Origin of the sequence: Bradyrhizobium sp. 172 (genome assembly GCF_023101065.1) — a bacterium.
GTDB classification, from domain to species: domain Bacteria; phylum Pseudomonadota; class Alphaproteobacteria; order Rhizobiales; family Xanthobacteraceae; genus Bradyrhizobium; species Bradyrhizobium canariense_D.
The window spans coordinates 7,041,837-7,068,540 of the sequence record NZ_CP064701.1 but is presented as its reverse complement, the minus strand read 5'-3'; the positions used below and the strand labels follow the sequence as shown (position 1 = coordinate 7,068,540).

Below are 26,704 nucleotides of genomic sequence, written 5' to 3'. Positions count from 1 at the left end.
ATTTTTGCGCAGTGAGCGCGTTAGGCCATGACGTTCACGAATTTGTGCGGCGATCACTGCAGTAATTTTGGGCTAATTGATATGATAATCGTCATTTTCTGACGCATTTTGCTCACAAGCGTCATTGATGGCCACAGAAGATCGTGCGAATGCGCAAAATCATGCGATGACGAAACTCGTGCGATTGTGGAAGTCGATCGACGGCGCGATCAATTGCCGCGACTCATTGTTGTGCCCTCTCCCCTTGTGGGAGAGGGCAGCGAGGCCGGTAGACGCAGGCTCATTCGGGTGAGGGGTCCGTCTCCGCGTACGGGCGCCGTTTTGGATCAAGCGACAAAGGGAAGCCTGATCGCGAACGAGGCACCGCCATGCTCCCGATTGCTCGCTGATATGAACCCGTTGTGTGCTTCGATAATGGTGCGCGCAATGGCCAAGCCCATGCCCATGCCTTCCGCTTTACTGCTGTAAAACGGCTCGAAAACCTGTTTCAATTTGTCTTCTGGAATGCCGGGTCCGCGATCTGACACGGATAGCTCGGCGAATTGCTCGACGCGCGCGGTCCGGATGCTGATAGTGCGGCTTTCGTGAGACGTGTCCTTCATAGCCTCGACCCCGTTCAGCACAAGGTTCAAAATGACTTGTTGAAGCTGAATGCGATCGCCGAGGATCGGTAGCGCATCTGGCGTGATCACGTTGACCATTTCGAATTTTCGGCTGACGGTTAGCGCCGAAAGAAATCTGACCGTCTCTTGCACAACCTCATTGAGGTCCAGTTGCTTCAATTCGAACGGCGCCTTCTTTAGGAGGCTGCGCATCCTGCGAATGACCTCGGTGGCACGCCGGTCATCCTGTAAAATATCGTTCACAATTTCCCTGAGTTCAACGACATCGGAAAGTGCAGCGATATCGGGACGCTGCGATTGCAGGATCGCGGCTGCGGTTTCGGCGTTCGTCAGAATAGACCCAAGCGGCTGGTTGATCTCGTGAGCAATCGAGGCGGTCAGTTCGCCAGCGGTCGCGAAGCGATTAACGTGGGCCAGTTCAGTCATGCGCTGTCGCGACTGTACTTCGGCGAATTGACGACGGCGATGCTCACGTAGCAGGATAGCAATAAGCCCGGCTTGTATGAGAAAAACCGCGACGACGGATGCGATCAGCCATAAATACCGTTCCCACACCGATGGCTCGCGGAAGTAGACCGTGCTGCCGGGCGGCAGGTGGCTGTCGCTGATCCCGAACCGCTGCATTTGCCGCCAATCGAACCTTGGCAGCTCGAATTGGCTGGGTGCGACCTTTACGTCGCCAGCTTTTTCACCGTTTAGAATACGGATTGCCGCCGCGGCTGCGATAGTCATGCCCTTCTCGATCGAATGCATAGAGCCGCCGACAATCGAGCCATCAAAAAATCCGTCAAGATAGGAAAAGATGGGAGCATCGGCGGCAGCCGAGAGCCTGTGCAAGGCGGCAGTGCCCTCATGTGTAACACCCGCCGCATCAACGCTCATCAGATGCCAGAAGATGGCGCTGTGAGGTGGAAGATGTGCCGCGTCTTTCAGGATATCTTCAAATGACAGCTTGTTATACCATCGTAGTTCAACCCGCCCGCTGAACGGTGCGAGTTCTCGCTCCAATACCCCTTGCCAAAATGTTTCATTGGGCGAAGCCCCATTCACGACGGCGATCACTTTCGTGTCGGGCAACACCTTCAGAATAGTTTCGATGGCGGCAGGAAAATTATGAGCCGCAGCGGCCACGGTGTCATACTCGGTCAGCTTGTCGTATTGGACCCGTCGCGCCTCGACGGAAGTAAACATCATTGGTGTCTTGGGGAAAAGCTGAGCGCGATACCGCTGCACAAACTCGGCAGCTGGCGCACCGAGGGCGACAATGAGGTCGGGAGGTTTGGCCCCGTACAATGCTTGGAGGTAACCGATAAAGGGTGCGAGCGCCTTGTCGTCGTCCACAAGGGCGCTTAGCAGCGAGTGGTCCTGAAAGTCGATTGGGACTTTCGATTGCTTGATCATTTGAGGGCGAAGAAACTCAGCGAAATCGGTCCACGGTTTGAAGCGGAGGCCGAATGATTGCAGCATCAAAACGCGCTTGGGCTCAGGATCAGCCGCCCGACCCGGCCCCAGTGTTGCCAGCAACAATGCGACGACCAGCGGGGCGGCGAAGGTCCGCCTGCAAAAGGATCGCCAGGATAGTGAGAACAGGCAAAACCGCATTGCCATCCTAGTCCCCTCGGTCCCGGAGCCTAATGGCACGGCCGAATGTTTAATAGGCCGAAAAACGGCTGTCGGCGGCTTGGCCGGGGAGAGCGATCAGGACTGGACCCAGCGGCAGCGGACCGCAACGATTCCGGGGACAATGAATTCCAGCCGAAATCTTGGTTTAACTGCACGCGCTAACGGTGGCTGAAAGTTGAAGCTCGGGGTTCGCCCGAGCTTCAACAGGAGCAAGCCATGCGAAGCCCGAAGCCGTTCACCGTCTATCAGCCGGTCCCGGCCAAAGCCCGAAGCCGCTCTTCACCGTCCACGCCTATTCGCTCGATCAGGCGCGGACTTGAGCGGAAGACGATGGAAGTCGCGGTCGACGGGTTAATAGGCGCAAATATAGTTTCCGTAAGCATCGTAGCAACTGCGGCGGTACGCAGCAGTGCCAACGGCAGCCGCGCCTACCGCTGCCGCTCCTACACCGTAGCCCCGATAGCCGTAGCCGCGATAGCCGCCCCGATAGCCGTAGCCACGGTAGCCTGCGCCGCGCACCGCAACAGCGCCGCCGCCTCGCGGTCCTCGAACTGCGACCGCACCGCCGCGATAACCGCCGCCACCCCGATAGGCACCTCCGCCGCGCCGAGCCTCGGCATCATCGGGGATCAAGCAGGCGGTGAGCAAAACGAAAGCTGCAAGAGAAGCAAGAATGAAGCGGAGCATGACAGAAACCCTTCCATGAATTCCTTAAGCCCCGCTCGCGAGATTGCGGCTCTCTCCGCGCAGGAGCTTGATGTAGATCAATCGAACCCGCGCACTGCGGCGACTACGCTGTGTTCTGCCGCACCTGAGAAGGCGATGAGCCTCAGTTGCGCAAGTTCCAAGAGAGAGGTCCGCCATGCATCCGAGCAAGCATCTTTCGATCAGGTCAGCGACTGTTGCCGGGATTGCTGCCAGCGCCCTGTTGGGCCTTGCAGGTCTCACGCTCAATCCAGGCCCAGCCAATGCGGTCGTGTATTGCCAATACACTGCCTACCCAGCGGGTTGCGTTGCTCGGGCAGGCGTCGTGCTCAGGCCCCGCCCGGTGGCGCGCGCCGCAGTCCGTCATAACGCCGGCGGCAATGCGAATGGTGGCGTCAATCGTGTCGGAGCCAGGCGGTAAAGGCCGGTTTCGCAAGCCAGGAAGAAGCCGCCATCGCTTCGTCCCGGTGGCGGCTTTGCTTTGTCTGGCGGGGATAGGCCACGGTACCGACGGGGCGGCTTTAGGCATGAAACACACTTGGTACGTCACTTTTGAAGTGCCGCTGGATGGCACACTGTCAAGACGGCGACATCCGCGGCTAACCAACACGTTTGAAAGCGAAGCAGCAGCCAAGGATTTTGCGCGAACCAAATTCAACGACGGACTGATCGTCAGTGCAGGGACTGTCATCCCTCACTTTCCGAGAGTGTCGATCCCATCGGCCGAAATCCCAACGTGGCTCGAAGCACCGAACCAAGTTGATCCAGATCAATAACTAGGCCACCGACGCTGGTGACATGCTCTAAGGGGCAGCAACCGGGAGCCTGACCATGAATGAACGTTCGGAGCCGAAACAGGTCTGTCGTCGCAACGCACTAACCTTCCTTGGATACGCAGGGGTGTTTGGGCTTGTGGTTTCGTCCTCAATTTTGGCGGCCTCAGAGGCTGTTGCTCAAACCACTGCGCCAGCCGCCGCGCCTACCACGCCGCCAGCGGACGCGCCGAAGTCAGGCACAGAACGCCGCCAGGAGCGGCGCAGCGGGCGAACAGAGCGCCGCCAGGAACGCCGCACGGGACGCACAGAGCGGCGCCAAGAGAGGCGTACGGGACGCGACGAGCGACGGGACGCTCGCGACGGCACCCCGGCCGCCACGACGACCACCGAGCAAAAGAAGTAGTCCGTTCATTGCCAAGCACAGCTACCGGGCCGCCCAAGCGTAGGCCCGGAAGGCCGTACAGCGCGCGGCCAGCGCCGTCTACGGAAAGCGGGGCGGGGCTATCGAAATCGGCTTCTCTCGCGAGGGGAGAAGAGGAGGGGATGGAAATTTCGGAATAATAGCAGTATACGCCTGTTTTGCCCGACGGCGCAAGCGCTTCAGAGGCGTCTGGATCGAGGGATTCATCAGGCGCTTAAGCCATTGATTCTGCCCGCCCCGGCTACTGTGCATGGGGTTGTTTTCGAGGTTTCTGATTCAGGGAGACCATGCGCCCCCGCCGCAAGCGCGTCGCGACGACCCTCAGCTCTGCCGAAAGCCCATCCGGAAGGCGCCCCAGTGCTTGCCGCGGATCATGATCGGCGAGGACAGGTCCTTCATCAGCACGAACTGCCCGCCGCCCATGTCGCGGCGATAGGTCTGCAGCAGGAACGGCTTGGTGTTGGCCGCGACCTTCTGCACCGCGCGATCGGTGAACAGGCGGCGGTTGCGGCAATTGGCGTTATTCCAGACCGGGTCCTTGCCCTGCGGCAGGCGGTAGTTCGGGTTGTGCGTCGGCAGATAGCCGCCCTTGGCCCAGGCGACGCAGAACACGATGCGGGGATCGGATTTCTGGATCGGGTCCTGGATCGCGGGCAGCACGCGGTCTGTGAAGTCGACATAGTTGGTGTTGTACTGCTTGGGATCGGTGCCGGGGATTTCCCGATAGTTCTCGTCCATGAACTGGTCGAGCGTGATCTCGCCGCGGCCGATGGCGGCTTCGAACTCGTCCGAGATCCGCTTTGCGATCTCGACGACAATTCGGATCAGCGGCGCATCCGATGTCTCGACGCCGCTGTCGGCGATCAGCGCGATCAGCCCTTCCGACGTGTCGAGCAGTTTGGTCACGCGCTGATCGGCGTTCTTGAGATCGCGTGAGGAGAGATCGACGCCCTTGGCGAGTTCGTTGAGCTCGCTGATGACGGTGTCGCAGTGTCCGAGGTTGGAGGTTGCCGCGCGCGTGACGCTGCCGATCTCCGCTTCCACCGAGGCGAAGCCCTGCTGAACCCGCGAGATGATGCCGGAGATCCGCTGGGCGCCTTCGCCGGCCGTCTTCGCGCGCTGCGAGGCATCGCTGCTCTCGCCGATCAGACCTTCGATCTGGCCGTCGAGATCGCGCACGGTGTCGGAGATCTGGTGCGTGGCCTGGCGGGTGGCTTCCGCGAGGTTCTTGACCTCGCTTGCCACCACCGCGAAGCCGCGGCCGGCATTGCCGGCGCGTGCCGCCTCGATGGTGGCATTGAGCGCGAGCAGATTGGTCTGCTTCGCGATCGCCTCGATCGAGCCGGAGACCTTTGCGACTTGTGCCAGCGCGGAGCCGACTGCGCTGAGCCGCGCCTCGATGCGTTCGACGGCTGCAACGAGTTCGGAGATGTGGCTAACCGCGGCGTCGACTGCGCCGCGCGACTGCGCGATCTCGCCGACCGCCGCTGACGTGGTCGTTTGCACCGCCTGTGACGCATTGGCGATGTCGTGGTTGGCCGACACCATCGTCTCGGCGGTTTCCTGGAGGTGGTGGAAACGTTCCGACTGGTTCGCGACGCGGCTTGCGACTTCCTGGACGTTGCCGGCGATGTCAGCCAGTTCCACGCCGAGGCCGCCGATGCGGTCGGCGAGCTGATCGATCAGCCGTTCGGAAAGTGTTCGGTTGGAGCCGGTGTCCAGTACTGCAAGTTGTACGACGGACATGTCTTGAGAGTCCTCCAGTCAGAGCCATTCGCCGGCTCTCCGCGGCATTCCCATTCCAATATCGATCTTAGGAGGTGATTCGCGCTTTGGCGTCTTGCCTGAGCGCGCACTAGAGCTTGTAGGCCGTCCTGAATCCGCCCCAGTGCCGGCCTTGCACGCGGATCGGAACGTCGATCTCGCGCATCATCACCGTATTTCCGTTGCCCATGTCGCGTGCATAGCTCTGCACCAGATACGAGCGCAGGTTGCGCGCGGCAGCCAACCCCGCCGGATCGTTGAACATCCGCCGGTTGCGGCTGTTGGCCGTGTTCCAGGCGGCATCACCAGGCCGCTGCGGATGCGAATAGATCCTATTGTGCACCGGCAGGAAGCCGTTGCGATCGACCATGGCGCAGAATGCCATGCGCGGGTCCTTCGCCAGAAAGGCTTCCTGGAACGCCGGCAGCGCGCGATCGGCCCAATCCAGATATCTGGTGCGGTACTGCTGCGGATTGGTTCCGGCGATTTCGGCATAATCGGTGTCGAAGAGGTGGTCGATCTTCACCTCGCCGCGGGCAACCGCCTGCTCGAAGATCGCGGTCAGCGCGTTACCCGCCTCCATGGCGCGGGTGACAAACTCCGTGTTCTCCTCGTGGATCGACCACAGCCTGTCCTCGATCTTCTCGCGTAGCTCGGCATTGGGACTAACGAATTGCGCGCGGGCCCCGGCCTTGGACTGCTCGACCACGCGCAGGCGGCAGGCACCGACGCCTTCGAGGGTGCCTTCGACCATGGCTTGCGATGCAAGGCGGCCCGCGTCCGCGCCGCCGATCAGCACGCCGTCCATCGCTATCTCGTAGACCGGCAGCACGCCGCGGGCGGTTTCGAGCTTGAGATGGCAGGGCAGCCGCTCGGTCTTGCGGCGGTCGTCGTGCTCGCTCTGGCGCAGCAGCACGGCGCAGCGCGATTTCAGTTTCTGTGCGAAGGCGGTCACGGCCTTGCCTGCGCTGGCGACGTGCTCGCCGTGGCTCTCGGCCGCCTTGGTCGCAGCATCGATCTCGGCTGCGCTTTCGCCGACCGAGATGATGAACTGCGACGCGCTGGTCGCGTTGCCGGAGACTTCGCTGGTGGTGGCATTCTGTTCGGCGACCGCGCCGTTGACGGTCTCGAACACCGGACGGATCGCCTCGATCGCCTGCGAGATGCGGTGCACCGCATCTGCTGAGCCGGCGGCGTCGCGCTGCAGAGCGTCGATCTTTTTGGTGATCTCCTCCGTCGCGCCCTGGGTCTGCACCGCGAGTGCCTTGACCTCGGTGGCGACGACCGCGAAGCCTCTTCCCGCAGCGCCCGCGCGCGCGGCCTCGATGGTCGAGTTGAGCGCGAGCAGCGTCGTCTGCCGCGCGATCTGTGCGATCAGATTGACGACGTTGCCGATGGCGGCCGAGGATTCGCGCAAGCGATCGACATTGGCGCGGGCTTCCTGTGCCGCGGCACTGGCCTCGTCGGCGAGCTTGCCGGCCTCGCGAACCTGCGCCCCGATGCCCAGCGCCGACTGGGTGAATTTGTCGGCGGCATGGGCGAAGGTGGAGGCATTCGATTGCGCGGCGTTGGTCCGGCCGGTCAGGGCGTCGGTGCGGTCGCGAATGGCGGCAAGCGTCGTGGCGGTCGCCTCGGCGCCGCCGGCCACCGAATTGGCGGCGCGCTCGAGCTGGCGAATCATGGCGCCCAGCTCGAGTTCCAGCAGTTCCAGGATTTCCTTGGCCGAATCGCTTTCGACGGCCGCGGCAGGCTCGGGATGGGCCGCCGGCTGCGCGGCCTGCGGGGCAGCCGCAGTTGCAGCCATGTCCGGCAGACGCTTCCGAAATAGTTCGAATGCCATCAGCTCTCTCTTGTCACGGGACGGTCGGAGGCTATTTTCGCACGCTGGAATGAAATCAGGGTTAACGATGCCTGACATCTAGGCACGGGCCCGTACGGTGTTACCTTAAAGTCGTAGAGCCTCTTTCTTTCCAGGGGGGGCGCGGCCTATAAGGCCGCGCTTCCCACGCTCACCTTGGCGCACGAGTCCCTAGAGAAGATCACGCATGGCCGGACATTCCCAATTCAAGAACATCATGCACCGCAAGGGGCGGCAGGATGCCCAGAAGTCGAAACTGTTCGGCAAGCTGGCGCGGGAAATCACCGTCGCGGCCAAGCTGGGGACGCCCGACCCCAACATGAACCCGCGCCTGCGTGCCGCCATCACCGCGGCGCGCCAGGAGAACATGCCGAAGGACAATATCGAGCGCGCCGTCAAGAAGGCGCTCGGCAGCGACAGCGAGAATTATGACGAGATCCGCTACGAGGGTTACGGCCCGGGCGGCGTTGCCGTCATCGTCGAGGCGCTGACCGACAATCGCAACCGCGCGGCTTCCGACATCCGCTCCTTCTTCGCCAAGTCCGGCGGCAATCTCGGTGAAACCGGCTCGGTCTCCTTCATGTTCGACCGAACCGGCATCATCGAATACGACCGCAGCATCGCCTCCGACGATGCGGTGCTGGATGCCGCGATCGAGGCCGGCGCCGACGACGTGATCTCGAGCGAAGGCGGCCACGAGATCTACGCCTCGACCGAAGGCTATCGCGACGTCGCCAAGGCGCTGGAGGCCAAGTTCGGCGAGCCGCGCAAGGCCGCGCTGATCTGGAAGCCGCAGAACACGGTCGCAGTCGACGACGAGACCGGCGAGAAGCTGCTCAAGCTGATGGACCTGCTCAACGAGCACGACGACGTCCAGCACGTCTACGCCAATTTCGAGGTGTCGGACGCGCTGCTGGCGAAGATGGGCGGGTAGGGGGGCACTTCCCCTGTTACTTCCGTTCTGTTTCTGTTTCCCCCACGGCGGCCAGCCGCTATCACTGGCTCATGACGACGCTCCCGATTCGTGGCCCCGTTCGCATCATCGGCATCGACCCTGGCCTGCGCCGCACCGGCTGGGGCGTGATCGAGGCCGAGGGCAACCGCCTGATCTACGTCGCCTGCGGCTCGGTGGAGCCGCCGGACGATTTGCCGCTGGCGAGCCGGCTGCTCGCGATCCATGAGGGGCTGGCCGCCGTCCTGTCCAGTCACAAGCCGATGGAAGCCGCGGTCGAGCAGACTTTCGTCAATAAGGACGGCGTCGCGACGCTGAAGCTCGGCCAGGCCCGCGGCGTCGCCATGCTCGCGCCTGCGATGTTCGGCATCAGTGTTGCCGAATACGCGCCGAACCAGGTGAAGAAGACGGTGGTCGGCGCCGGCCACGCCGACAAGCAGCAGATCGCGATGATGCTCAAGATTTTGCTGCCGAAGGCCGATCCGCCGTCCGCGGACGCCGCCGACGCGCTCGCCATCGCCATCACCCATGCCCATCATCGCCAGAGCACCGCGCTGCGGCTGAAGGTGGCAGGCTTATGATCGGCAAGCTCAAGGGCCTGATCGATTCCTACGGCGAGGATTTCGTCATCCTCGACGTCGGCGGGGTCGGTTATCAGGTGCATTGCTCGACGCGCACGCTGCAGCATCTGCCCTCGCCGGGCGAGGCCGCCGTGCTGTCGATCGAGACCTATGTTCGCGAGGATCAGATCAAGCTGTTCGGCTTCCGCAGCGATCAGGAGCGCGAATGGTTTCGCCTGCTTCAGACCGTGCAGGGCGTCGGCGCCAAGGTCGCGCTCGCCGTGCTCGGCACGCTTGGGCCGTCCGACCTCGCCAACGCGATCGCGTTGCGCGACAAGGCTGCGGTGGCGCGCACGCCGGGTGTCGGCCCCAAAGTCGCAGAGCGCATCGTCACCGAGTTGAAGGACAAGGCGCCGGCCTTTGCCAATGTCGATCCGGCGGTCGTGCACCTCGCCGGCGCCGTCGACGACCAGCGCGCGCCGCGGCCCGTGGCGGACGCGATCTCCGCGCTGGTCAATCTCGGCTACGGCCAGCCGCAAGCTGCCGCGGCCATTGCATCTGCATCGCGCAGCGCGGGTGAGAATGCGGAGACCGCGCAGCTCATTCGCCTTGGCCTGAAGGAGCTCGCGAAGTGAGCGATCCTAAGGCCAACCGCATGGTCACGCCCGAGCGCCGCAGCGACGATGTCGGCGACACTGCGCTGCGTCCGCAATCGCTGTCCGACTTCGTCGGCCAGCAGCAGGCGCGCAAGAATCTGTCCATCTTCATCGAGGCGGCGCGCAAGCGCGGCGAGGCGCTGGATCACGTGTTGTTCGTCGGTCCTCCCGGCCTCGGCAAGACCACGCTGGCGCAGATCGTGGCCAAGGAGCTCGGCGTCGGCTTTCGTGCCACGTCGGGCCCGGTGATCGCCAAGGCCGGCGATCTCGCCGCGCTGCTCACCAATCTCGAAGAGCGCGACGTGCTGTTCATCGACGAGATCCATCGCCTGAGCCCGGCGGTGGAAGAAGTACTCTATCCCGCGATGGAGGATTTCCAGCTCGACCTCATCATCGGCGAGGGTCCGGCGGCGCGCTCGGTCAAGATCGAGCTATCGAAATTCACCCTCGTCGGCGCCACCACCCGCGCCGGTCTGCTCACCAATCCCTTGCGCGACCGCTTCGGCATTCCGGTCCGGTTGAATTTCTACACCATCGAGGAGCTGGAAAGCATCGTCACCCGTGGTGCCCGCGTGCTCAACGTCGGCATGAGCGCGGATGGCGCCAACGAGATCGCGCGACGCGCGCGTGGCACGCCGCGTATCGCCGGCCGGCTGCTGCGCCGCGTGCGCGATTTTGCTTCGGCGGCCGATGCCGACAGGATCGATCGCAAGATTGCCGACCACGCGCTGAGCGCGCTCGAGGTCGATGCCGCCGGCCTCGACGCGATGGACCGCCGTTACCTCACGACCATCGCGCAGAACTATGGCGGCGGCCCGGTCGGCGTCGAGACGATGGCCGCCGCTCTGTCGGAGCCGCGCGATGCGATCGAAGACATCATCGAGCCCTATCTGATCCAGTGCGGCTATCTGCAGCGCACTCCGCGCGGCCGCCTGCTCACCTCGCACGCCTTTCGCCATCTCGGCATCAGCGAGCCATCGCGCGATGCGGCGGCACAGTTCGGCCTGTTCGGCACCGACGAGAGCGACGACTGATCTGCGCAAGTACGGACGGTCGGGCCGTCATGAATTTCCGGTGATCTCGTGCAGAGGGTCTGCACAAGCGCACCCCATTTCCGCTTCAATCGGGTCGCATCAACAAGCTGCATCACGATCGGGCTGCCATGATCACGCGCCGTCACCTCATCCGTTCCTTCGGCGGCCTCTCCGCTCTCGCCGTCTCGACCGCGGCCTACGGCGTCGGCGTCGAGCCGGTGCTGCGGCTTCGCGTCACCCGCTATCATCCAACCCCGCGGCAATGGCCGGCGGACTTCCCGCTGAAGATTGCCGTGATCGCCGACATCCATGCCTGCGATCCCTGGATGCCGCTGGAGCGGATCGAAGCCATCGTCGACCGCACCAATGCGCTCAGCGCGGATATCATCGTGCTGCTCGGCGACTATGTTGCCGGTCTGCACCAGGTCACGCGCATCATTCCGGCGAGCGAATGGGCCAAGGTGCTGGCCGGCCTGAAAGCGCCGCTCGGCGTCCATGCCGTCATGGGCAACCATGACTATTGGGCCGATAGGACCGTGCAGCAGGCCGGCCACGGGCCGACGGTCGCGCATCGCGCGCTGGAGGCGGCCGGCATTCCCGTCTACGAGAACGACGTCGTGCGGCTCGCCAAGGATGGCCGCGCATTCTGGCTCGCCGGCCTTGGCGATCAACTCGCCTTTCTGCCGGCGCGACGCTTCCGGAGCACGGGACGCTTCGGCGCCGACGATCTCGACGCGACGCTTGCCAAGGTCACCGACGACGCGCCGATCATCCTGCTCGCGCATGAGCCCAATATCGCGCCGCGCATGCCCGCCCGCGTCGCGCTGCAACTGTCCGGCCACACCCATGGTGGCCAGGTCCGCCTGCTCGGCTGGTCGCCGGCGGTTCCGCCGCAGCACGGCATCCGGCTCGCCTATGGTCATGTCCGGCTGAAATGCGACGTCATCATCTCCGGCGGCCTCGGTTGCAGCATCATGCCGCTCCGCGTCGGCGTGCCGCCGGAGATCGTCGAGGTGACGCTGGGGCGTGGGCCGGCGGTGGTCTAGCCACGCTTGCGCAGCCGGCCGTTTTTGCGCAAAACGGGCTGGTTACCGAAAAGCGAAGAGGCTCGCGACGTGACAGCTCATCTCGACGGCGAGATCCGCGACGGCCGCCACCATATGCAGGTCCGCGTCTATTACGAGGACACGGATTTCCCTGACTTGCCATTGTCGTAGTAGGCAAACGTGCTGATTTCTCGCGCCTTGCTGCGGTTTTCTGGGAAAAGGTTCTTGCCGTAAAGCGCGGAGCTGTTCAGGTAGGGCGTATATTCGTAGGGCATCCGCTTGCGAACCGGATGCACTACTATGCATTCGATCAAGTTGCGGAAGGCTACGCGAGTTTCGATCGCCTTCGGATTGGCCTTGAGCGCGGTGACCAGTCTTCTAACCTCCGAACGGTATCGGTCACCGAATTTCGGGTGATCGAAGCCAATGACATTTTCGCCGCCAGCGCCCAGCAGCCGCAAGCGCTCTTCAACGCTTTCCCGCTCCAGGTCGCACTCATCGATGCGCTTGAGCAACTCGTCCGGCTTCCGGCGGCTATTTGCGATGGCATATGACAGGCGTTCCATCTCGGTAGTCAACACGCGGCGTCGACGCTCTAGCTTAGAGTGTTCGCTGCCCTTGTTCCGATCATTTTTGCGCTCCTCCTTCCAGGCACACATCGCCTCTTCAATGGCTTTCGGCGAAAGCAATTTCAGTTGGATTTTGTCGGAGGCATCCTCGAGCAGAACGTCCATGTCGAAGCTACGGGTGTGCTCGCACGTGCCCCGCTGATGCGCGCTCGCGCATGCCGCGCGCGGTGCACCGTTACGCGAGGATTGAGCGATTCGCATGTGGCCATTGCAGACGCCGCACCGGAGCACACCGGCAAGCGGGTGCTCGTTGTTGCGCGGGATCACGGCGCGACGCCGCGGCTTGCCAGTCGGTCCGAACATAGATACGGCGCGCGCGCTACGAACCTCATGCACTCGATTCCAGAGCGCTTGCGGCACGATCCGTAGCTCCGGCTTCTTAACTATGATGTGGCGCTCTTCTGGATTGCGGCGCTTCTGTTTCTTCTGGGTCTCCGGGTTGAGAATTGTCGAGCGAACGTTCCAATGTATCTCGCCTATATATAGATCGTTGCCGATAATACCGCGACCATGCCGGCCGCCTGTAATGCACTGGTGATTCCAGGTGGTACGATCAGCCTTGTTCTTGTGACGAGTTGCCCCTGGTGAGGGCACGCCTTCGCGGGTGAGATCAGCGGCGATAGTTCGGGTCGAGCGGCCCGCTGCATATTCGCTGAAGATGCGGAGCACAATCTTTGCTTCGTTGTCATCGATCACGCGTTCGCCCGGCGCGCCCGGCCTCGGTCGATAACCATAGGCGCATGAGCCAGGAATTCTTCCGTTGGCAACAGCGTTGTCATGGCCGCGCCGAACCTTTTCGGCGAGCTGCGGCTTGTAAATCGTGTTGTAGAGACTTGCGATGCTGATATCAGTGGCGGTCGCATAGACCCCCTTCTGATCCATCAGCTCAACGCCGTTGAACTCGAAAACCTGCTTGAGACGCTGGATGGTTGCGGGATCGCGCGACAAGCGGTCGAAATGCTCAACCACGACTACGTCAAAGTCCCGGTTTCTCACACCGTTGAGTAAACGCTGATAGCCGTCCCGCGCACCTTCGGTAAGACCAGATTTTGCGGCATCGACAAACTCGCCGATGACATCGAGGTCGTTGCGCAATGCGACCTTCCGGCAGAGCAATAGCTGACCATCAATCGAGGTCGCCTTTTGCATGTCGCTGGAATAGCGGGCGTATAGTACGGCCGTTTTCTTCGATGACGCTGTCGTCATGTCGGTCCTTTATCGGCTGCCCCGAGCCGTGATTTTCATCCCGTGCGACCTGACGTCCGATAGCGCGCGCCAACTCAAACCAGATTTCCTCATTGTCCGGATTATCCCAGCTCTGAGGATGTGAGGGGGCGAGCGGTCGAATGATCGCTCGTTGTCTTCGGAGAGATCGGGTGCGGGTACGCATTTGCAAACTCGCGAGCAGAAGCTAGCCTAAATTTCTGCGCTGCGCTACAGCCAAGCCGCAGCGATTACTCGCAACGCTTCTCGCATGCTGACTTCGGCAGCGTCGAATGAAAATGAAATTGTTGAAGTGCCGCGGCGCGCGTGAGGGCATTCCTAGCGATGAGGCGCGTAGTCGAGAGCAGATACGCTAAGCAAAGCGGAGTAAAAATACTTGCAGGTGACGGCGACGAAGTCCGTGCTGCGTGAGCTGTGCCTAGCGGACCCGTTCTCGGTTCATGAGGCTCTCGTACAGATGTGTAGTGGCCGGCGCGGAGCGCCGGCTCGTCCATCAACCGCTGGCGGACGGATTGTCGCGCACAGCCCAGACGCCGTGGTTCGACCCAAGGAACCGTCGCTGGTTGGGGCTTTCTTATTCCGTTGGTTCGATGACCCTTGCGTCGAGCCTCCAAGAGCAAGCACTCGCGTGTGGGTGAGCTCCGCAAGCGCGCGTCGAAAAAGCACTGTCAGAAAAACGCTTACTTCTGACAGAGTCCTCCCGTTCCGGCATCCAAGCAGTTCAAAACTGAACTCGCTTCAGCTCCCGTCCGGCGTCTGGATCCCCGCGGATTTCCTCCCTGTCGGCTGGCGAGACACCGTCGATGATGCCCCGTGGCGCCTCACCAGCGCTGGCGATATACGCGACCCGCTGGCCTGTGGTGGGAAGAGCACGCCGAGTCTGCCGTCTCGGCCAAGATCGGGTTGGACAGGATACCTTCGCCGTTTTCCACGAGGAATCAGCCAGCCCGCAACGGGAATCGCGGCTCCGTCGAGGCATTAGGATGGCCGCCTCGGTGCGTCGGAGTGGTGTAATTATGTTTTGTCCTATTTTATTGAACGTCTTCGCGTTTATGCGTCCATGTTTTGTGGGAACGGAGACCACGATGCCAAAGCATCAGACCTCGCTTGAAAAGATCGAGCGCAAGAAGGATGACGCTGTCTTCCTAGTGTGTGAGTTTACCAAGCTCGGCGGTGAAGATCAGGCCTTGCGCGCGCTTCGCACCCCTCTGGGCAAGGGCCGTCTTGTACGGCTCGGCCACGCCCCATGGCCGTGCCAGTCCCTCGAGGCTGACGCCGGATGGCTTCACCGGCGCGGCGCGTCAAGCGCTCGACGAGCGTGGCGTGGAAGGGGAACCTACCGAAGGCGAAAGTGCCCTATGATGAGGGCCTTCTCGACTCAGATTCCCGTCAAACCCGGTCGTCCCTCAAGGCCGCCTCTCGCGTAAAGGTCCTGATCATCATCCATGCAGGCACATACACCAGGTCGTCGCGGGAGGCATAAATCGGCTCAACCGGGGCAATTGGTCCGGCGGGCTTCGGAGGCCTACAGCTGCCGCCTTTGCTGATGAAGGCGGCGGCTCATGGCGCTGTCGATGGCTGCCTCGCGCTCCTTGAAATCCTAGCCTTGCAGGGCGCCGTCGTCTGACCTCCCGCGAGATCCAAAGGGGCTCCCGTGAGCGAGGGAATCTGCCCGCGGATCGGGCCGATGAGGAGCCGAAGCGCAGATCGTCGGTTTCGGAGCCGAAGAAGGACAGGCGCGCCGCATCAATACAGCCCAAAATGAGCGCGGAATTCAGCGATCGGGCCCCTCATATTCGGCCCAACAATCTGTCGTCTCGTACACCCTCAAGCTCGAGAGTTGCGCAAGGCGCGGTTTCGCGTGCTGCCAGATCCAGATGGCGATATTTTCCGCCGTCGGATTTTCGAGTCCCGGGACTTCGTTCAGGCAATGGTGATCGAGCTTCTTTAGAAGAAGACCGAACGCTTCTTCCATGCTGAAGAAATCCATTACGAACCCCGTGTGCGGATCGACGGGCCCGTTCAGCACGACCTCGACGCGATAGGAATGACCGTGCGTCCGATGACAGCGATGTGTCTGCGGGACGGTTGGAAGTCGGTGCGCTGCCTCGAACTTAAATACCTGGGATATCTTCATCTGATGCCGGGATGTTTGTGACATTGCACGCTGATTCGCCATTTCCGATGAGTCAGGCGTTGCGCGACGGCCTGCCGCATGTGGTCGACGGCGCCAGGGCCGTCTGTGGGCCGAAGCAGAAATCGTCCGAGCCCTCTCATCGAACCGCCGGCACACGGCTGCGGCTACACGAATTTTGAGTTCGTGTCCGCGAGCGATGGCCAGTGCGGCGCGATTTGCTGCCGCAAACCCAGTTACCACGCCGGCCGGGACCAGCAGCCTGCCGTTCGTCTCGATCGCGACAAGGAACCCGAGATCATGGAGCGTTTGCACGACATCGTCGCCGAACCTAACACTGGTTCTGGGCACGTTCATTGCGTGTGCCATGCAGACGATGGAGCGTCTACTACAAGATCCGGTAGATGCCAAAGCCAAGTTGAGGCTCTAGGGTCCGGCCGCGTTCCCCCGCCGATCATCATCGAGGAAAAACGCAACGGATGAGAAGTCAACAAAGGGCAGAACGGCACAATATGACTGGCAGAACCTAGGTGGCTACGCACGGACGCCTCAATCAGGATCCTCGTTGTTCTACTTAAGAGCCGCAGAAGCCTGCGATTGGCGGGAGGCGTATGCCTAGGGAAAATCGACCAAGGCAAAAATCAGCTTGTGAAACGTCAAACGGGTCCACGCGATCACGACGATCGATCGGCGCAGATAAACTTATGTACCCCTGTGCAAGAGCGGATCGGAAAAGCTTGCGCTGAGTGCGCGATCAGCGAATTTGGAAAGTAGCGACACGTTCATGCATGAATGAGCCGGATACGGAATTCGCGCTCGAGAGCGAGCGAAGTTTGATGCCACAGAAGAAACAGCACATCGATCTATCGGACCCGAATCTCTCGAGCCTTATCCTGCGGCTCGCCATTCCATCTGTTGTTGGGTTATCGATCCATGCTTTACAGCAGGTCGTCAATGCGATCTTTGTTGGCGCACTTGGCGCGCAGGCGACCGCAGCTGTGAGCATGACCTTGCCGATCATGGTCCTGCTCGCGGCAGCCGCACAGGGAATCGGTGTTGGAACGGCGTCCTTCATATCTCGTCATCTGGGCGCTCGTGAGTACCTAGAGGCGAGTCGAGGCGCAAGTACAGCTCTCGCGCTCACCGCTCCGATTGGCATCATAGTTACCGTCGCTCTGCTTCCAAGTCTGCCAGTGATATTCGCAATCCTCGGAGCGACTCCAACCATCATGCCCGTGGCGCTCGACTACGCGGGAACGCTTTTGTTCGGGAACACCCTGATGCTTCTAAACATCGTTAGCGGGTTCATTGTCAGAGCCGAAGGCGATACGCGATTCAGCATGTGGGCGATGCTTACCGCGTTTCTACTGAACGCTGTGCTTGACCCTGTCTTCATATTCTTGTTTGACCTTGGCGTGCGTGGCGCAGCCCTCGCAACGCTGGTATCGCAGATCGCCGCTATTGGACTTTATATTGCGTATTTTGCGAAGCTTGGCGGGACAGTTCTCGTCAGGATATCTCACATATCATTGCGAGCAGATCGCATCAGACAGCTCGCGTTGGTGGGCGCGCCAGCGACAATGACGAGTATCTTATCGGCTCTTGCGGTTATGCTCTTGTACGGAGCTGCCGCACCGTTCGGCGATGATTCCATCGCTGCAGTTGGAATAGCTGTGCGAATCTTGATGGTCGGCGCACTGCCTATCACCGGGTTCTGCATAGGCGCTCAAGCTATCCTGGGTTTCGGTTGGGGCGCACGCGACTATGTTCGTATTCTGAAGGCTGCGAAGTTCATGCTCTTCGTGACGGTCGCATTCTCCATCGCGTATTCTGCGGCCGTTGTTGTTTTTGCAAGGCCTTTGGTGAGTCTATTTAGCGATAACGAGAATGTCACGGAAATAGCCGTCTCGTCCTGCATCGTGTTCCATCTCTTCTTTGGACTGTTTGGGGTTCAGAGTTTCGTGACGGCAATGCTTCAAGCGTTTGGGAGAGCACGCCTCAGTGCAATTGTGGCCCTGGCGAGGCAGGGCTATCTCTTCATACCGGCCGTACTGTTATTCCCGGTGGTTGCGGGTTTCGATGGGCTGTTAGCCAGTCAAGCAATCGCTGAGCTGGGCGCCGGAATGATCGCTCTGTTCGTCATGTTCCATCAGTTCGGTGAGCTCAGACGAGCGCTCCGGCACCGTGGCTCAAGAGCGATCGGGATAGCGGGTTGACCTTAGAATGGATGTCATCGAACCCAGAGCATTGGGCGCAAGCCTCCCGAGAAGCTCGCGGCAAGACGGGCTGCCAGTGGGCACGGATTTTGCGGGCTCGCGGGCGTGCGATCCGCGCGGTCCTTCCTCCAGCCGTGCTCCTCGCACTCGCGGATCGCACCGGCTCGCCTAGCGGACGGATCGGGCAGTTCGGCGAGCGATAGCCGATGTGCTCCCGCTCGCCAGGCGGGGTGGCAAGGGCTCTACGCAAGGTCGAAAGGCTGGCTTTAGCAGAGTGGGTGGTTTCTGCGCTTATGCAGGTTTGTCTCTTAACCCGCGTCTTTGGAGCTGACTTGAATGCCGCCGCTTTGGGTCGACACTTCGCAGGACGCTCTTGAATTTTCGCCTGCCACGATTTGCTGTTGGGCCGTCGTGGCCGCCTCGGTCAATCTCGCTTTCATCGCATTGGTGATATTTCTGGCGTGACCGCGAGACGCAATCTTGCTGATTGGACTAGTTGTCTCACCCGCGTCTGAAACGCGCAACACGCACCAGGGAGCTCGGTGCTCTGAAGCACAAGCATTCCGACGTTTCATATCCAGGCTCAGGAGCTATCGTGACTGTCTGCACTGGGCAAGTGTTTGAGATGGCCGTAAAGCAATTCGAACTGATCGCGAATTATCCCGAGGATACCAGACGACCTAAGAACCCGCCTGCTGATGCCGAAGGAATCTGTCACGGTATTGTTCAAGGCTTTGGAGATGTCGGTTCGATCACCGCACTCGAGCTACACAATATGCGAGCGAAAGTGATCGGAGTCGGAGATCACACGGGCGCGCTTTATCGACCTCGGCGCTCGATATACCACAGCTGGTCGGACATGCTGCCTCCTAGGTAGCCTGGATGGCCACTCCAGCGAGCTTGCTCTAGACCCAGGCGAGCTGCTGACGATCCCGTGTGACGTGCTTGTTCCGGCTGCCCGGAACGGGGCATCGACCCCGAAATAGCCAGTAGCAAGGCCATCAGGAGCAGATCTTTCTCATCCCCATATTCTCCGCAACTCGGGCGGTGTCGTGGTCAGCTACTTTGAATGGGGTGCAGGGCTTCCAACGACTATTCTGGGAGGAGGAGGAAGTCACGAGTAGGGAGTATCAACTTTGGATCGTGCTTTCGAGCGCGTCTTGGCGCGAAGCAAACGTGAAAACAATCGCACGGCAGCCATCGCGATAGATGTCGAGCGCGTTCGTGGAGCAAAAGAAACACGCGGACGGTTTCCCCATTAGTGTGATCTCGCTGAATGTCTTTGTTATCCAGTTCGATATGCCGGGCCGATGACGGACCGGAGTTTCTGCACCGTAGGCCTAGGTGGGTCACCGCCGAAGTTCACGGCGGCGGCCCCTTCTTTACTAGTGAATGAGTGCGTGCGTCTTACGAACCGCCCGTCGATCAGAATTGAACCTTGTTTTCACCCGTCACACTTCGCGAATCGTCCTACAAAGGCAAATGCGGAGCTTGTTGAAGTTACCGATTTCAGCCTGGCGCCGCTTCCACGTTTCCATCAGCTGCTCGACAGTATCTCACTATTATTTGGCGGCGGAATCCAACGTAAATCCGGGCGGGCCACGCCGGTAATGACTTCCAGCTTCGAAAACGCCTGGGACGGTTCAAGGTACTTCTGCCAGGGAAACGCGTACGGCTTCAGGATGCTCGTCCAGCAGGGCTGGTGTCTGGAGCTTGACTAAGGTGGGGCCTTTTCAATTGACCTTGTAAGAGGCCTGAAAGAACGTACCCCAGCGCTCCATGCTGAACTTTGAAAACTGAGTCGCAGTGGTTCCCCGATAACAGCCTGTGCACGTCGTTTCGCTGTCCTTTTCGCTCCACATTGCCCAATAGCGCCCGCCGACGCCGATGCTGAGATTATTGGTAATGAAGTAGGACAACACGCCTTCAACCTGTACACCCCCGCCTCCGTTGCCGCGTTGATCAACGAAGGTCGTCCCCGGGCGCAAGAGATGGTGGTCGCGACCAGCGAAATCGGTCCAAGGCAGGTAAGCGACATCCGTGCTTAAACGCCAACGCTCGGTAAGCATGGTTTCGGCGCTCAGGCCGACGCGAGGTGCATTCCACTGCGTATCCTGGCTGCCAATGATTTGATCAGCCGACGCCGGGCATAGTGTCATGGGGTTGGCAATCTGCATGCATCCCATCGTGTCGGAGTTCTGGGCGTAATAGGCCCAGCCGATAAATCCGCCTAGCTTGTAGTTGGCGCCGCGCAAAAAATCGTAACCCGCGTCGACCGTATAATAGGTGAACCTTCCGTTTGCCTGGCCCGAAATCGTGTTGCTATAAGAGACCCCGCTCGGGAGGCTCCAATCTTCATCGTTCATCTTTCCTTTATCGAAGCGCCCGATGCCGACGTTGCTCTTCAGGAACACTCCCCACGGGCTGTCAAGACGGCCAAATAATTCCCCGGAAAGTCCGTCGAGGCCATGGTAGGTGAGCCTTGATACAAGAATGTTAGGATCTCCAGTAGCGATCCCATGGGGAACAGCGCTGGCGTCCCATTGGAATCGTCCCCGGCTGAGCCAGAGCCGCGATCCGCCTTCGAACGACCAACCGGCCGTGTAAGCAATCGGCGGCGCGCCGGCAGGTGCTTTCGCATACAGCGGCGCATCGGCCCATTGCGCCGCCCATGGGGCGGCGCCAAAATGGTAGTTCAACCCGATCTTTCCGATGTGATAGCTGCTGGACAGGCTCGTTGTGTTCGCCGGAAGAATTGCGAACGGCGGAAGCTGCACCGTCGGAAGCGTTGCGACGCTTGGCCCACCGAAATGCAGATAGTCATACTCTACGTTGACCGACCATGCAGGCGTAAGCGCTTGTTCGACGCCCAGCCCGATGACGCCACCGACCTGACCATAGTCGAAATGAGTTTTCTTCTGTAGCCCGAGGTCATTGAATTCGTAGTTATTGAGGACGTTGCCCTGATTGTATTGCCAAGCCACGCCTCCCTTGAGATAGGCCAGCGTATGGCCGAGAGCGTCCAACACGTAACCGACGCGACCGGTCCCGGTGATAAAGAGGTTTGGACCAGCCGTGCAGTTTGCGCTCACAACAAAGCCGGAGGCGGCCAGACAAGTATTTGTGCCATCGGAGACAGCGCCGCTGGCATCTAGTTCGACGCCAAAGACCCAGCCGTTCTTCTGCCAATTGTAGCCGATCTGGCCTCCTGCGAGGAACACTGGGGTATCGACGACCCCGCCATAGATTGACGGACCGTAGGGATTACCGAAGGAGGTTCGGCCGTACCCACCGCCGACGTGCCCGCCAATATAGCCTCCGGACCAGCTCCACACCGCTGCTGGCAGTTTCACTTCTGGCTCAAGGTCCGCCGCATTGGCTGCACCGGTTGCGATGAGCGCAATTGTTGTGGCTCCCGAAAGAAAAACTCCAGATCGCACCAATACTTCCTTCCCTGCATTTTCTCGGTCGACAACCGAGCGCCCTTAAGTTATCGCCGCAGCAAAACGTCGGGGCGGACCAGACGCTAACGGCGATGCGCCGAGCCCGTCCCGAAGACCATCGCACTGCGTGATGATGATGATGACTGAGTAAAGCAAACCTCGTGCCGAAGAGAGTTCGAAGCTCTGCAGGCACTCCGTGAGGTGTGTAGCGTCAAGTTGCTGACATTTGTCTCAAGACTGACAGTCTGCGCTGCTATCGTCCGACAGGGCGTCGCGCTTCGAACAGTTGTCCCATCGCCCGTCAATACGCCGGTGTAGGGCATGCAACTCCGCATCGTTCAGCGCGGTGATCGAGGAAGCGCCGCTTGGTGTCGTCGGTCCCCGGGGCGATCGCCGCTGCAACCGCCGCCGGCAAGAGAACTAAAGAACGGCGGCATCAGTTGCGTGATGCTCTCCGCCGACACCGTGGCGCCAGCAACGCGCCTGTCGCGATCCGCCCAGTTCCTCGACCTGGTCGAACACCATCTTGATCCTGGACACGCCGATCCGGGTCTTTCTCATAACGGTCGCCGGGCTTCATGAACCCGACGGGCGCTGCCATAACCAACTCGCCCCGGAGCGCCTTCTCACAGCGTGCCGAGAGCGAGCGCTGGCGCAACAGATCCGGTTCGTACTCGTTGAGGCTGCCCCTTACCCCGAGCAGCAGGCGGTCGTTGCCATGCCTCAGCGCTTAGATGGTCTCCTGATCGACCAGAACCGGTATCGGCCACGCGGCACATCTCGATGAGTTGCTGCCAATCCCGACTGTTGCGAGCGAAGCGCGAGACCTCGCGGGCGCAAACCGCACCAACCCTACCAAGGCAAACCTCCGCTACCATTCGCTCGAAGCCGGCGTGTGTAAGCCGCCGGCGGCTGAATGACCGAGATCATCATCGATCACTTCGATCTCTGAATAAGCTGGGTGGTGACGGACTGAGATAGGCGGCGTATCAGGCGGATGTCGAGCCTGCCAGAAGCTCTCAAGGAGCGCCGAAAGGTCGAGAGGCCATGGTGCGGTGTGTGGAAACGGCACTGAGCAATGCACGCCGCCGCGCGCCAGTTCAACACCACCACGCCGAAGATGGTGGCCAAATGGGTCGAACGGCCGCACAACTGCGCAACGTTCTGGCCGCGCTTGCATCGATGTCAGCGCGCCGCAGCTTGGCCCTCAGCAGATGCCGGCTCCAGAACACCAGCACATATATCCAGCAGCGTAGCCTTTGAAGAAGCCTCCCTCCTTATGCCCGTGTACGAGCTCGAGGATGATCTGCGGCGGGATCACTTGGAACGAGTCCAGGAACGGCTTCAGGGGCGTCACCACTGCACGACGTTCTGTCGTTTGTCGGGGCATTCCTTCCACCACCAAATTCTTGTTGCAAAAGAACGCCTCGCCGATTCGCGCCCCGATGCTCCTCAACAATGTGAAAAATGCACGCTGCGCTCAGGAGAGGCCCTTGCGGCACCCGCTGAGCTGTGCGTCATAAACGGAACGCTGCCATTGTAGCTCAGCGCTCGCTTGCGGGCAGCAGACCGATCAGCGCTTTAGCCTCGGACTTCAGAACTAGAATCGCAGCCTTCCGAGCATCTGCATCAAAGCGCCTCCGAATGGCGGACACCGAGAGAGCGCCGCGCAATTGGCCATGAACGTCGATCACAGGCACAGCTGCAGCCGCGACCTCAGGATCCCGCTCGCCGATCGAGACGTAGAAGCCACGATCTCTGACCTTCTTTCCATCGGTTGATGCAGAATCGCGGTAGGCGGTAAGAACACGGCCGGCAGCGCCGCGGTCAATCGGCAATCGGTGACCCTCTTCGAGGTGATGCCGGACCGAACGCGGAGAATTGACGCGATAAAGGCAGATGCGCTCGTCGCCCTCCGCGATGTAGAAGGATGCGGTCTCTCCGGTAGCCTCGACCAGACGATGGAGCGAGGGTCTGATCAGGTCACCAAGGTCGAGCCCGCGCTGATAGAGCGCCCCAAGGCGCCATAGCTCCGGTCCGGGTCGAAATAGCCGGTTCGTACCCCGCACCAGGAACCCACCCGCCTCCAGAGATGCGGCAAGGCGAAGGACTGTGCTCTTGTAGAGGTCAGTCGCATCCGCAATCTGCGTCAGCGTCATCGCGGCGCGCTCCGGGTCGAACGCCTTAAGGATTGCCAGTGCCCGCGTGACCGCATCAACGCCTGTTCTTACCATCAATACCTCTGGTTCTGCTGTGCAGAACCAATAGTCAAACTGACGCCAGGAGTCCACCAAGCTAGCGCGAGCACAATCCCGCACGTCAGAATACGATTGACTCCTCGTGAGAACGCGAGCTACTCGGTTCCAGGTTTCAGAACAAGTTCTATGGAGCGAAACAATGGGGCGGCCGGGACTTGCCGTGGACTTGCACGACGTCATGATTCGCTTCGGCGACTTCACGGCAGTCAAAAGCATGAACCTCCAGGTGGACGAGACGGAATTCGTTGCAGTGGTGGGTCCGACCGGCTGCGGAAAATCGACCATTCTCAACACTGTCACCGGACTGCTGAAGCCCGCCGCCGGCGACGTTCGCATTTTCGGCAAGTCTCTTACGGGCCTGAACGGTCAGTCCGGCTACATGCTTCAACAGGAAGGGCTGCTGCCCTGGAAGACCGCCCAGGACAATGTCGGCCTCGGGCTCGTCTTTCAGGGCAGGTCGGTCGCGAAAGCGCGCGAGCAGGCACGGCCCTGGCTCGCCAAGGTTGGATTGAAGGGATTCGAGGAGCGCTATCTGCATCAATTGTCCGGCGGCCAACGCAAGCGCGTTGCGATGGCACAAACCCTGATCATGGAGCCCAAAATCGTTCTCATGGATGAGCCGTTCTCCGCGCTGGACGTTCACACACGCCGACTCATGCACCGCATCCTGCTCGACCTCTGGCAGGCGGACCGGCGCTCGCTCATCTTCATCACCCATGATCTCGATGAGGCGATCACGCTGGCGGACCGCGTCGTTGTGATGTCTGCCGGTCCCGCCAGCCGCATGGTTGCCGACGTCAGGATCACGCTCCCTCGTCCGCGCGATGTTTCTGCGCTGCAGACCACCGACGAATTCGTCGCGCTCTATCGTGAAATTTGGTCGCTGCTCGGCGCCGAAGTGGAGAAAAGCTATGTCACGCAGGGGTAGGGTCGCTCTCACGCAGTTCGCCATCCCGCTTGGCATGATCCTGATCTGGGAATTGGGCGTCTGGGCCGGACTGATCGATCCCTTCTTCTTTCCGGCACCGTCGACACTTGTCGTAAGGATCGGGGAGTGGATGTCGACGGCGGACTTTTGGGGCGATATTGGCATAACATTGCTGGAGACGGTCCTGTCGTTCCTGGCTGGCATCGGGATCGGCACAGCACTTGGCATCTGGCTGGGCTTAAGCCCATTTGCTGCCGAAGTCGTTCAGCCCTTTATCAAGATGTTCAATGCAATCCCGCGGATCTTGCTTGGACCCATTTTCGTCATCTGGTTCGGATTGGGCCTCACGTCCAAGGTTGCGCTCGGCGTCACGCTGGTTCTATTCGTCGCATTCTTCAATACGTTCCAGGGCGTCCGCGAGGTCAATCCGGTCGTGCTGGCGAATGCCCGCCTGCTGCGTGCATCGAAGTCGTCCCTGCTACGGCATGTCTACCTGCCGTCCGCCACGACCTGGATTTTGTCGAGCCTGCGGGTGTCCGTCGGCATGGCTGTGATGGGAGCCGTGGTCGCGGAATATCTCGGCTCGTCCGCAGGATTGGGGCACTTAATTGCGCAGGCCGAAGGCGTCCTCGATGCGACCGGAGTGTTCGCAGGAATTATCGTTCTCTCCGCCTTCGTCGTTGTCCTCGATGCCATTGTCGACTGCGCGGAAAAGCGGCTCCTGGTCTGGCGGCCGGCGCCAGCGCACGAAAGCTGATCGTACGCTCTCCCCTCAATTATGGAGGTTCGCATGCACGTTTCCATAAGATTGATGCCGGTGGTGGCGCTGGCCGCATTCTCGGTCATTTTGGCGCATGCCACCGAGCCCGAGAAAACAAAATTGAAGATCGCGGTGGGGTCACAAATCCTCAACTATATGCCTGTCGAACTTGGAGTGAAGCTTGGCTCCTTTAAGGAAGAAGGCCTTGACGTTACCGTCGAGAACTTCCAGGCCGGTGGCTCAAAGGCTCTGCAGGCCCTGATCGGCGGCTCTGTCGACGGGACTATCGGCTTTTACGATCATACCATTCAGATGCAGGTGCTGGGTAAGCAAATTTCCTGCGTGTTCCTGCTGAATGACATTCCGGGCGTCCTGCTCGGTGTCCGCAGCGACCTCGCCGACAAGGTCAGATCCGGCGCCGACCTGAAGGGGCTCAGGCTCGGGATCACGGCGCCGGGGTCATCGACGGAGAGTATGGCGCGCTACTACATCAAGAAGTCAGGATTGGGTTCACGCGATGTCAACATCATTGCCGTCGGCAGCGGCGCACCGGGCATGGTGGCGCTTGAGGCCATGAACGTCGATGCCCTGGTCTATTTCGATCCCATCGCGACGCTTCTCGCGCGCAAAAAGAACGCGACAGCGCTGTTCGATGCGCGCACGATCGAAGGCTCAAAGCAGGCCTTCGGCGGGTCCTATCCGACCGCGTGTCTCTACCTTCAGCAGACTTTCATCGACAAAAATCCCGAAACGGTCCAGCGCCTGGTCAACGCCTTGCTCAAAACTCACCGCTGGATCAACGCAACGCCGACGGAGCAGCTCGTCGATACGATTCCTCCTGGTTACAAGACTGACAATCGCGAGGTGAATATCGAAATCATGAACGCATCGAAAGCGCTCTTCTCGCCAACCGGACAGATGGACATCGAGGCGGCCAAGGTCCCGCTGGCCGTCCTGAGCGACTTTGATCCAAAAATTGCTGCCGCAAAGATCGACTTGAACAAAACCTTCACCAATCGTTTTGCGGAACGCGCCGCACAACAACTGAAATAGCTGCCAGCCGGCCAAGCTCTCACCATCGGATCACCTAAAGG

General features: G+C 60.7%; 21 protein-coding genes and 1 pseudogene. 14 read left to right on the top strand and 8 right to left on the bottom strand.

Annotated elements, in window-relative coordinates; all coding sequences use genetic code 11:
* Positions 1 to 326 precede the first annotated feature (326 nt).
* Both IVB07_RS33535 and IVB07_RS33530 read right to left on the bottom strand, forming a co-directional pair.
* Positions 327 to 2,231 (bottom strand): ATP-binding protein, encoded by a 1,905-nt coding sequence (locus IVB07_RS33535; protein WP_247767396.1) that lies wholly within the window; start codon positions 2,229 to 2,231, stop codon positions 327 to 329.
* A 366-nt stretch (positions 2,232 to 2,597) separates the two neighbouring features.
* Positions 2,598 to 2,933, bottom strand: coding sequence for a hypothetical protein (locus IVB07_RS33530; RefSeq protein ID WP_083926372.1), 336 nt, complete (start codon positions 2,931 to 2,933; stop codon positions 2,598 to 2,600).
* A 175-nt stretch (positions 2,934 to 3,108) separates the two neighbouring features.
* Here IVB07_RS33530 and IVB07_RS33525 point away from each other — a divergent pair, with 175 nt between their 5' ends.
* Positions 3,109 to 3,372, top strand: a complete 264-nt coding sequence (locus IVB07_RS33525) for a hypothetical protein (RefSeq protein WP_083926371.1) — start codon at positions 3,109 to 3,111, stop codon at positions 3,370 to 3,372.
* Positions 3,338 to 3,727 carry a hypothetical protein gene (locus IVB07_RS33520; protein WP_231191003.1) on the top strand — a complete coding sequence of 130 codons (390 nt, stop codon included), beginning with the start codon at positions 3,338 to 3,340 and terminating at the stop codon, positions 3,725 to 3,727. Before IVB07_RS33525 ends, IVB07_RS33520 begins: the two co-directional genes overlap by 35 nt.
* 742 nt (positions 3,728 to 4,469) lie before the next feature.
* Here the strand turns inward: IVB07_RS33520 and IVB07_RS33515 are convergent.
* Complete coding sequence (locus IVB07_RS33515; protein WP_247294131.1) at positions 4,470 to 5,894, bottom strand: methyl-accepting chemotaxis protein; 1,425 nt, start codon at positions 5,892 to 5,894, stop codon at positions 4,470 to 4,472.
* Positions 5,895 to 6,003: 109 nt separating this feature from the next.
* Complete coding sequence (locus IVB07_RS33510; protein ID WP_247336586.1) at positions 6,004 to 7,752, bottom strand: methyl-accepting chemotaxis protein; 1,749 nt, start codon at positions 7,750 to 7,752, stop codon at positions 6,004 to 6,006.
* Between the two features lie 205 nt (positions 7,753 to 7,957).
* Here IVB07_RS33510 and IVB07_RS33505 point away from each other — a divergent pair, with 205 nt between their 5' ends.
* The 6 genes and pseudogenes from IVB07_RS33505 to IVB07_RS33480 form a co-directional block, all read left to right on the top strand.
* Positions 7,958 to 8,704, top strand: coding sequence for a YebC/PmpR family DNA-binding transcriptional regulator (locus IVB07_RS33505; protein WP_018454592.1), 747 nt, complete (start codon positions 7,958 to 7,960; stop codon positions 8,702 to 8,704).
* A gap of 71 nt (positions 8,705 to 8,775) precedes the next feature.
* Positions 8,776 to 9,303 carry a crossover junction endodeoxyribonuclease RuvC gene (gene ruvC / locus IVB07_RS33500; RefSeq protein ID WP_018454591.1) on the top strand — a complete coding sequence of 176 codons (528 nt, stop codon included), beginning with the start codon at positions 8,776 to 8,778 and terminating at the stop codon, positions 9,301 to 9,303.
* The gene (gene ruvA, locus IVB07_RS33495) at positions 9,300 to 9,917 is read left to right on the top strand and encodes a Holliday junction branch migration protein RuvA (RefSeq protein ID WP_018454590.1); all 618 of its coding nucleotides are present in this window, start codon (positions 9,300 to 9,302) and stop codon (positions 9,915 to 9,917) included. Before ruvC ends, ruvA begins: the two co-directional genes overlap by 4 nt.
* Positions 9,914 to 10,972, top strand: a complete 1,059-nt coding sequence (gene ruvB, locus IVB07_RS33490; protein ID WP_026232771.1) for a Holliday junction branch migration DNA helicase RuvB — start codon at positions 9,914 to 9,916, stop codon at positions 10,970 to 10,972. The genes ruvA and ruvB overlap by 4 nt, the downstream gene beginning before the upstream one ends.
* Positions 10,973 to 11,100: 128 nt before the next feature.
* The gene (locus tag IVB07_RS33485; RefSeq protein WP_018454588.1) at positions 11,101 to 12,018 is read left to right on the top strand and encodes a metallophosphoesterase; all 918 of its coding nucleotides are present in this window, start codon (positions 11,101 to 11,103) and stop codon (positions 12,016 to 12,018) included.
* A gap of 69 nt (positions 12,019 to 12,087) precedes the next feature.
* Positions 12,088 to 12,168: pseudogene (locus IVB07_RS33480) on the top strand (acyl-CoA thioester hydrolase); the annotation flags it as partial.
* Here IVB07_RS33480 and IVB07_RS33475 read toward each other — a convergent pair.
* A complete protein-coding gene (locus IVB07_RS33475) occupies positions 12,150 to 13,853 on the bottom strand; it encodes a recombinase family protein (RefSeq protein WP_247767395.1) in 1,704 nt (567 codons plus the stop codon). The pseudogene IVB07_RS33480 and the gene IVB07_RS33475 sit on opposite strands and share 19 nt — an antisense overlap.
* Before the next feature lie 1,792 nt (positions 13,854 to 15,645).
* Positions 15,646 to 16,008, bottom strand: a complete 363-nt coding sequence (gene queD / locus IVB07_RS33470) for a 6-carboxytetrahydropterin synthase QueD (protein ID WP_247412065.1) — start codon at positions 16,006 to 16,008, stop codon at positions 15,646 to 15,648.
* A gap of 785 nt (positions 16,009 to 16,793) precedes the next feature.
* On the opposite strand from queD, the gene IVB07_RS33465 reads away from it, so the two are divergent.
* Positions 16,794 to 18,221, top strand: coding sequence for an MATE family efflux transporter (locus IVB07_RS33465; protein ID WP_247411989.1), 1,428 nt, complete (start codon positions 16,794 to 16,796; stop codon positions 18,219 to 18,221).
* A gap of 625 nt (positions 18,222 to 18,846) precedes the next feature.
* Positions 18,847 to 19,098 (top strand): hypothetical protein, encoded by a 252-nt coding sequence (locus IVB07_RS33460; RefSeq protein WP_247412068.1) that lies wholly within the window; start codon positions 18,847 to 18,849, stop codon positions 19,096 to 19,098.
* An 856-nt stretch (positions 19,099 to 19,954) separates the two neighbouring features.
* On the opposite strand, the gene IVB07_RS33455 is transcribed toward IVB07_RS33460, so the two are convergent.
* The gene (locus IVB07_RS33455) at positions 19,955 to 21,661 is read right to left on the bottom strand and encodes an outer membrane beta-barrel protein (RefSeq protein WP_247411990.1); all 1,707 of its coding nucleotides are present in this window, start codon (positions 21,659 to 21,661) and stop codon (positions 19,955 to 19,957) included.
* A 1,081-nt stretch (positions 21,662 to 22,742) separates the two neighbouring features.
* On the opposite strand from IVB07_RS33455, the gene IVB07_RS33450 reads away from it, so the two are divergent.
* Positions 22,743 to 23,207 carry a hypothetical protein gene (locus IVB07_RS33450; RefSeq protein ID WP_247767394.1) on the top strand — a complete coding sequence of 155 codons (465 nt, stop codon included), beginning with the start codon at positions 22,743 to 22,745 and terminating at the stop codon, positions 23,205 to 23,207.
* A gap of 1 nt (position 23,208) precedes the next feature.
* Here the strand turns inward: IVB07_RS33450 and IVB07_RS33445 are convergent, their stop codons facing one another.
* Positions 23,209 to 23,955: an IclR family transcriptional regulator gene (locus tag IVB07_RS33445; protein WP_245288393.1), complete on the bottom strand. Its 747-nt coding sequence runs from the start codon at positions 23,953 to 23,955 to the stop codon at positions 23,209 to 23,211.
* A gap of 106 nt (positions 23,956 to 24,061) precedes the next feature.
* Between IVB07_RS33445 and IVB07_RS33440 the strand changes: the two genes are divergently transcribed.
* The 3 genes from IVB07_RS33440 to IVB07_RS33430 are packed head-to-tail and all read left to right on the top strand — an operon-like array spanning position 24,062 to position 26,663.
* Positions 24,062 to 24,850: an ABC transporter ATP-binding protein gene (locus IVB07_RS33440; RefSeq protein WP_247364085.1), complete on the top strand. Its 789-nt coding sequence runs from the start codon at positions 24,062 to 24,064 to the stop codon at positions 24,848 to 24,850.
* Positions 24,834 to 25,607, top strand: a complete 774-nt coding sequence (locus tag IVB07_RS33435; RefSeq protein ID WP_247767393.1) for an ABC transporter permease — start codon at positions 24,834 to 24,836, stop codon at positions 25,605 to 25,607. The genes IVB07_RS33440 and IVB07_RS33435 overlap by 17 nt, the downstream gene beginning before the upstream one ends.
* A gap of 33 nt (positions 25,608 to 25,640) precedes the next feature.
* Entirely contained in the window at positions 25,641 to 26,663 is a 1,023-nt protein-coding gene (locus tag IVB07_RS33430; RefSeq protein WP_247284001.1) for an ABC transporter substrate-binding protein, read from the top strand.
* Positions 26,664 to 26,704 lie beyond the last annotated feature (41 nt).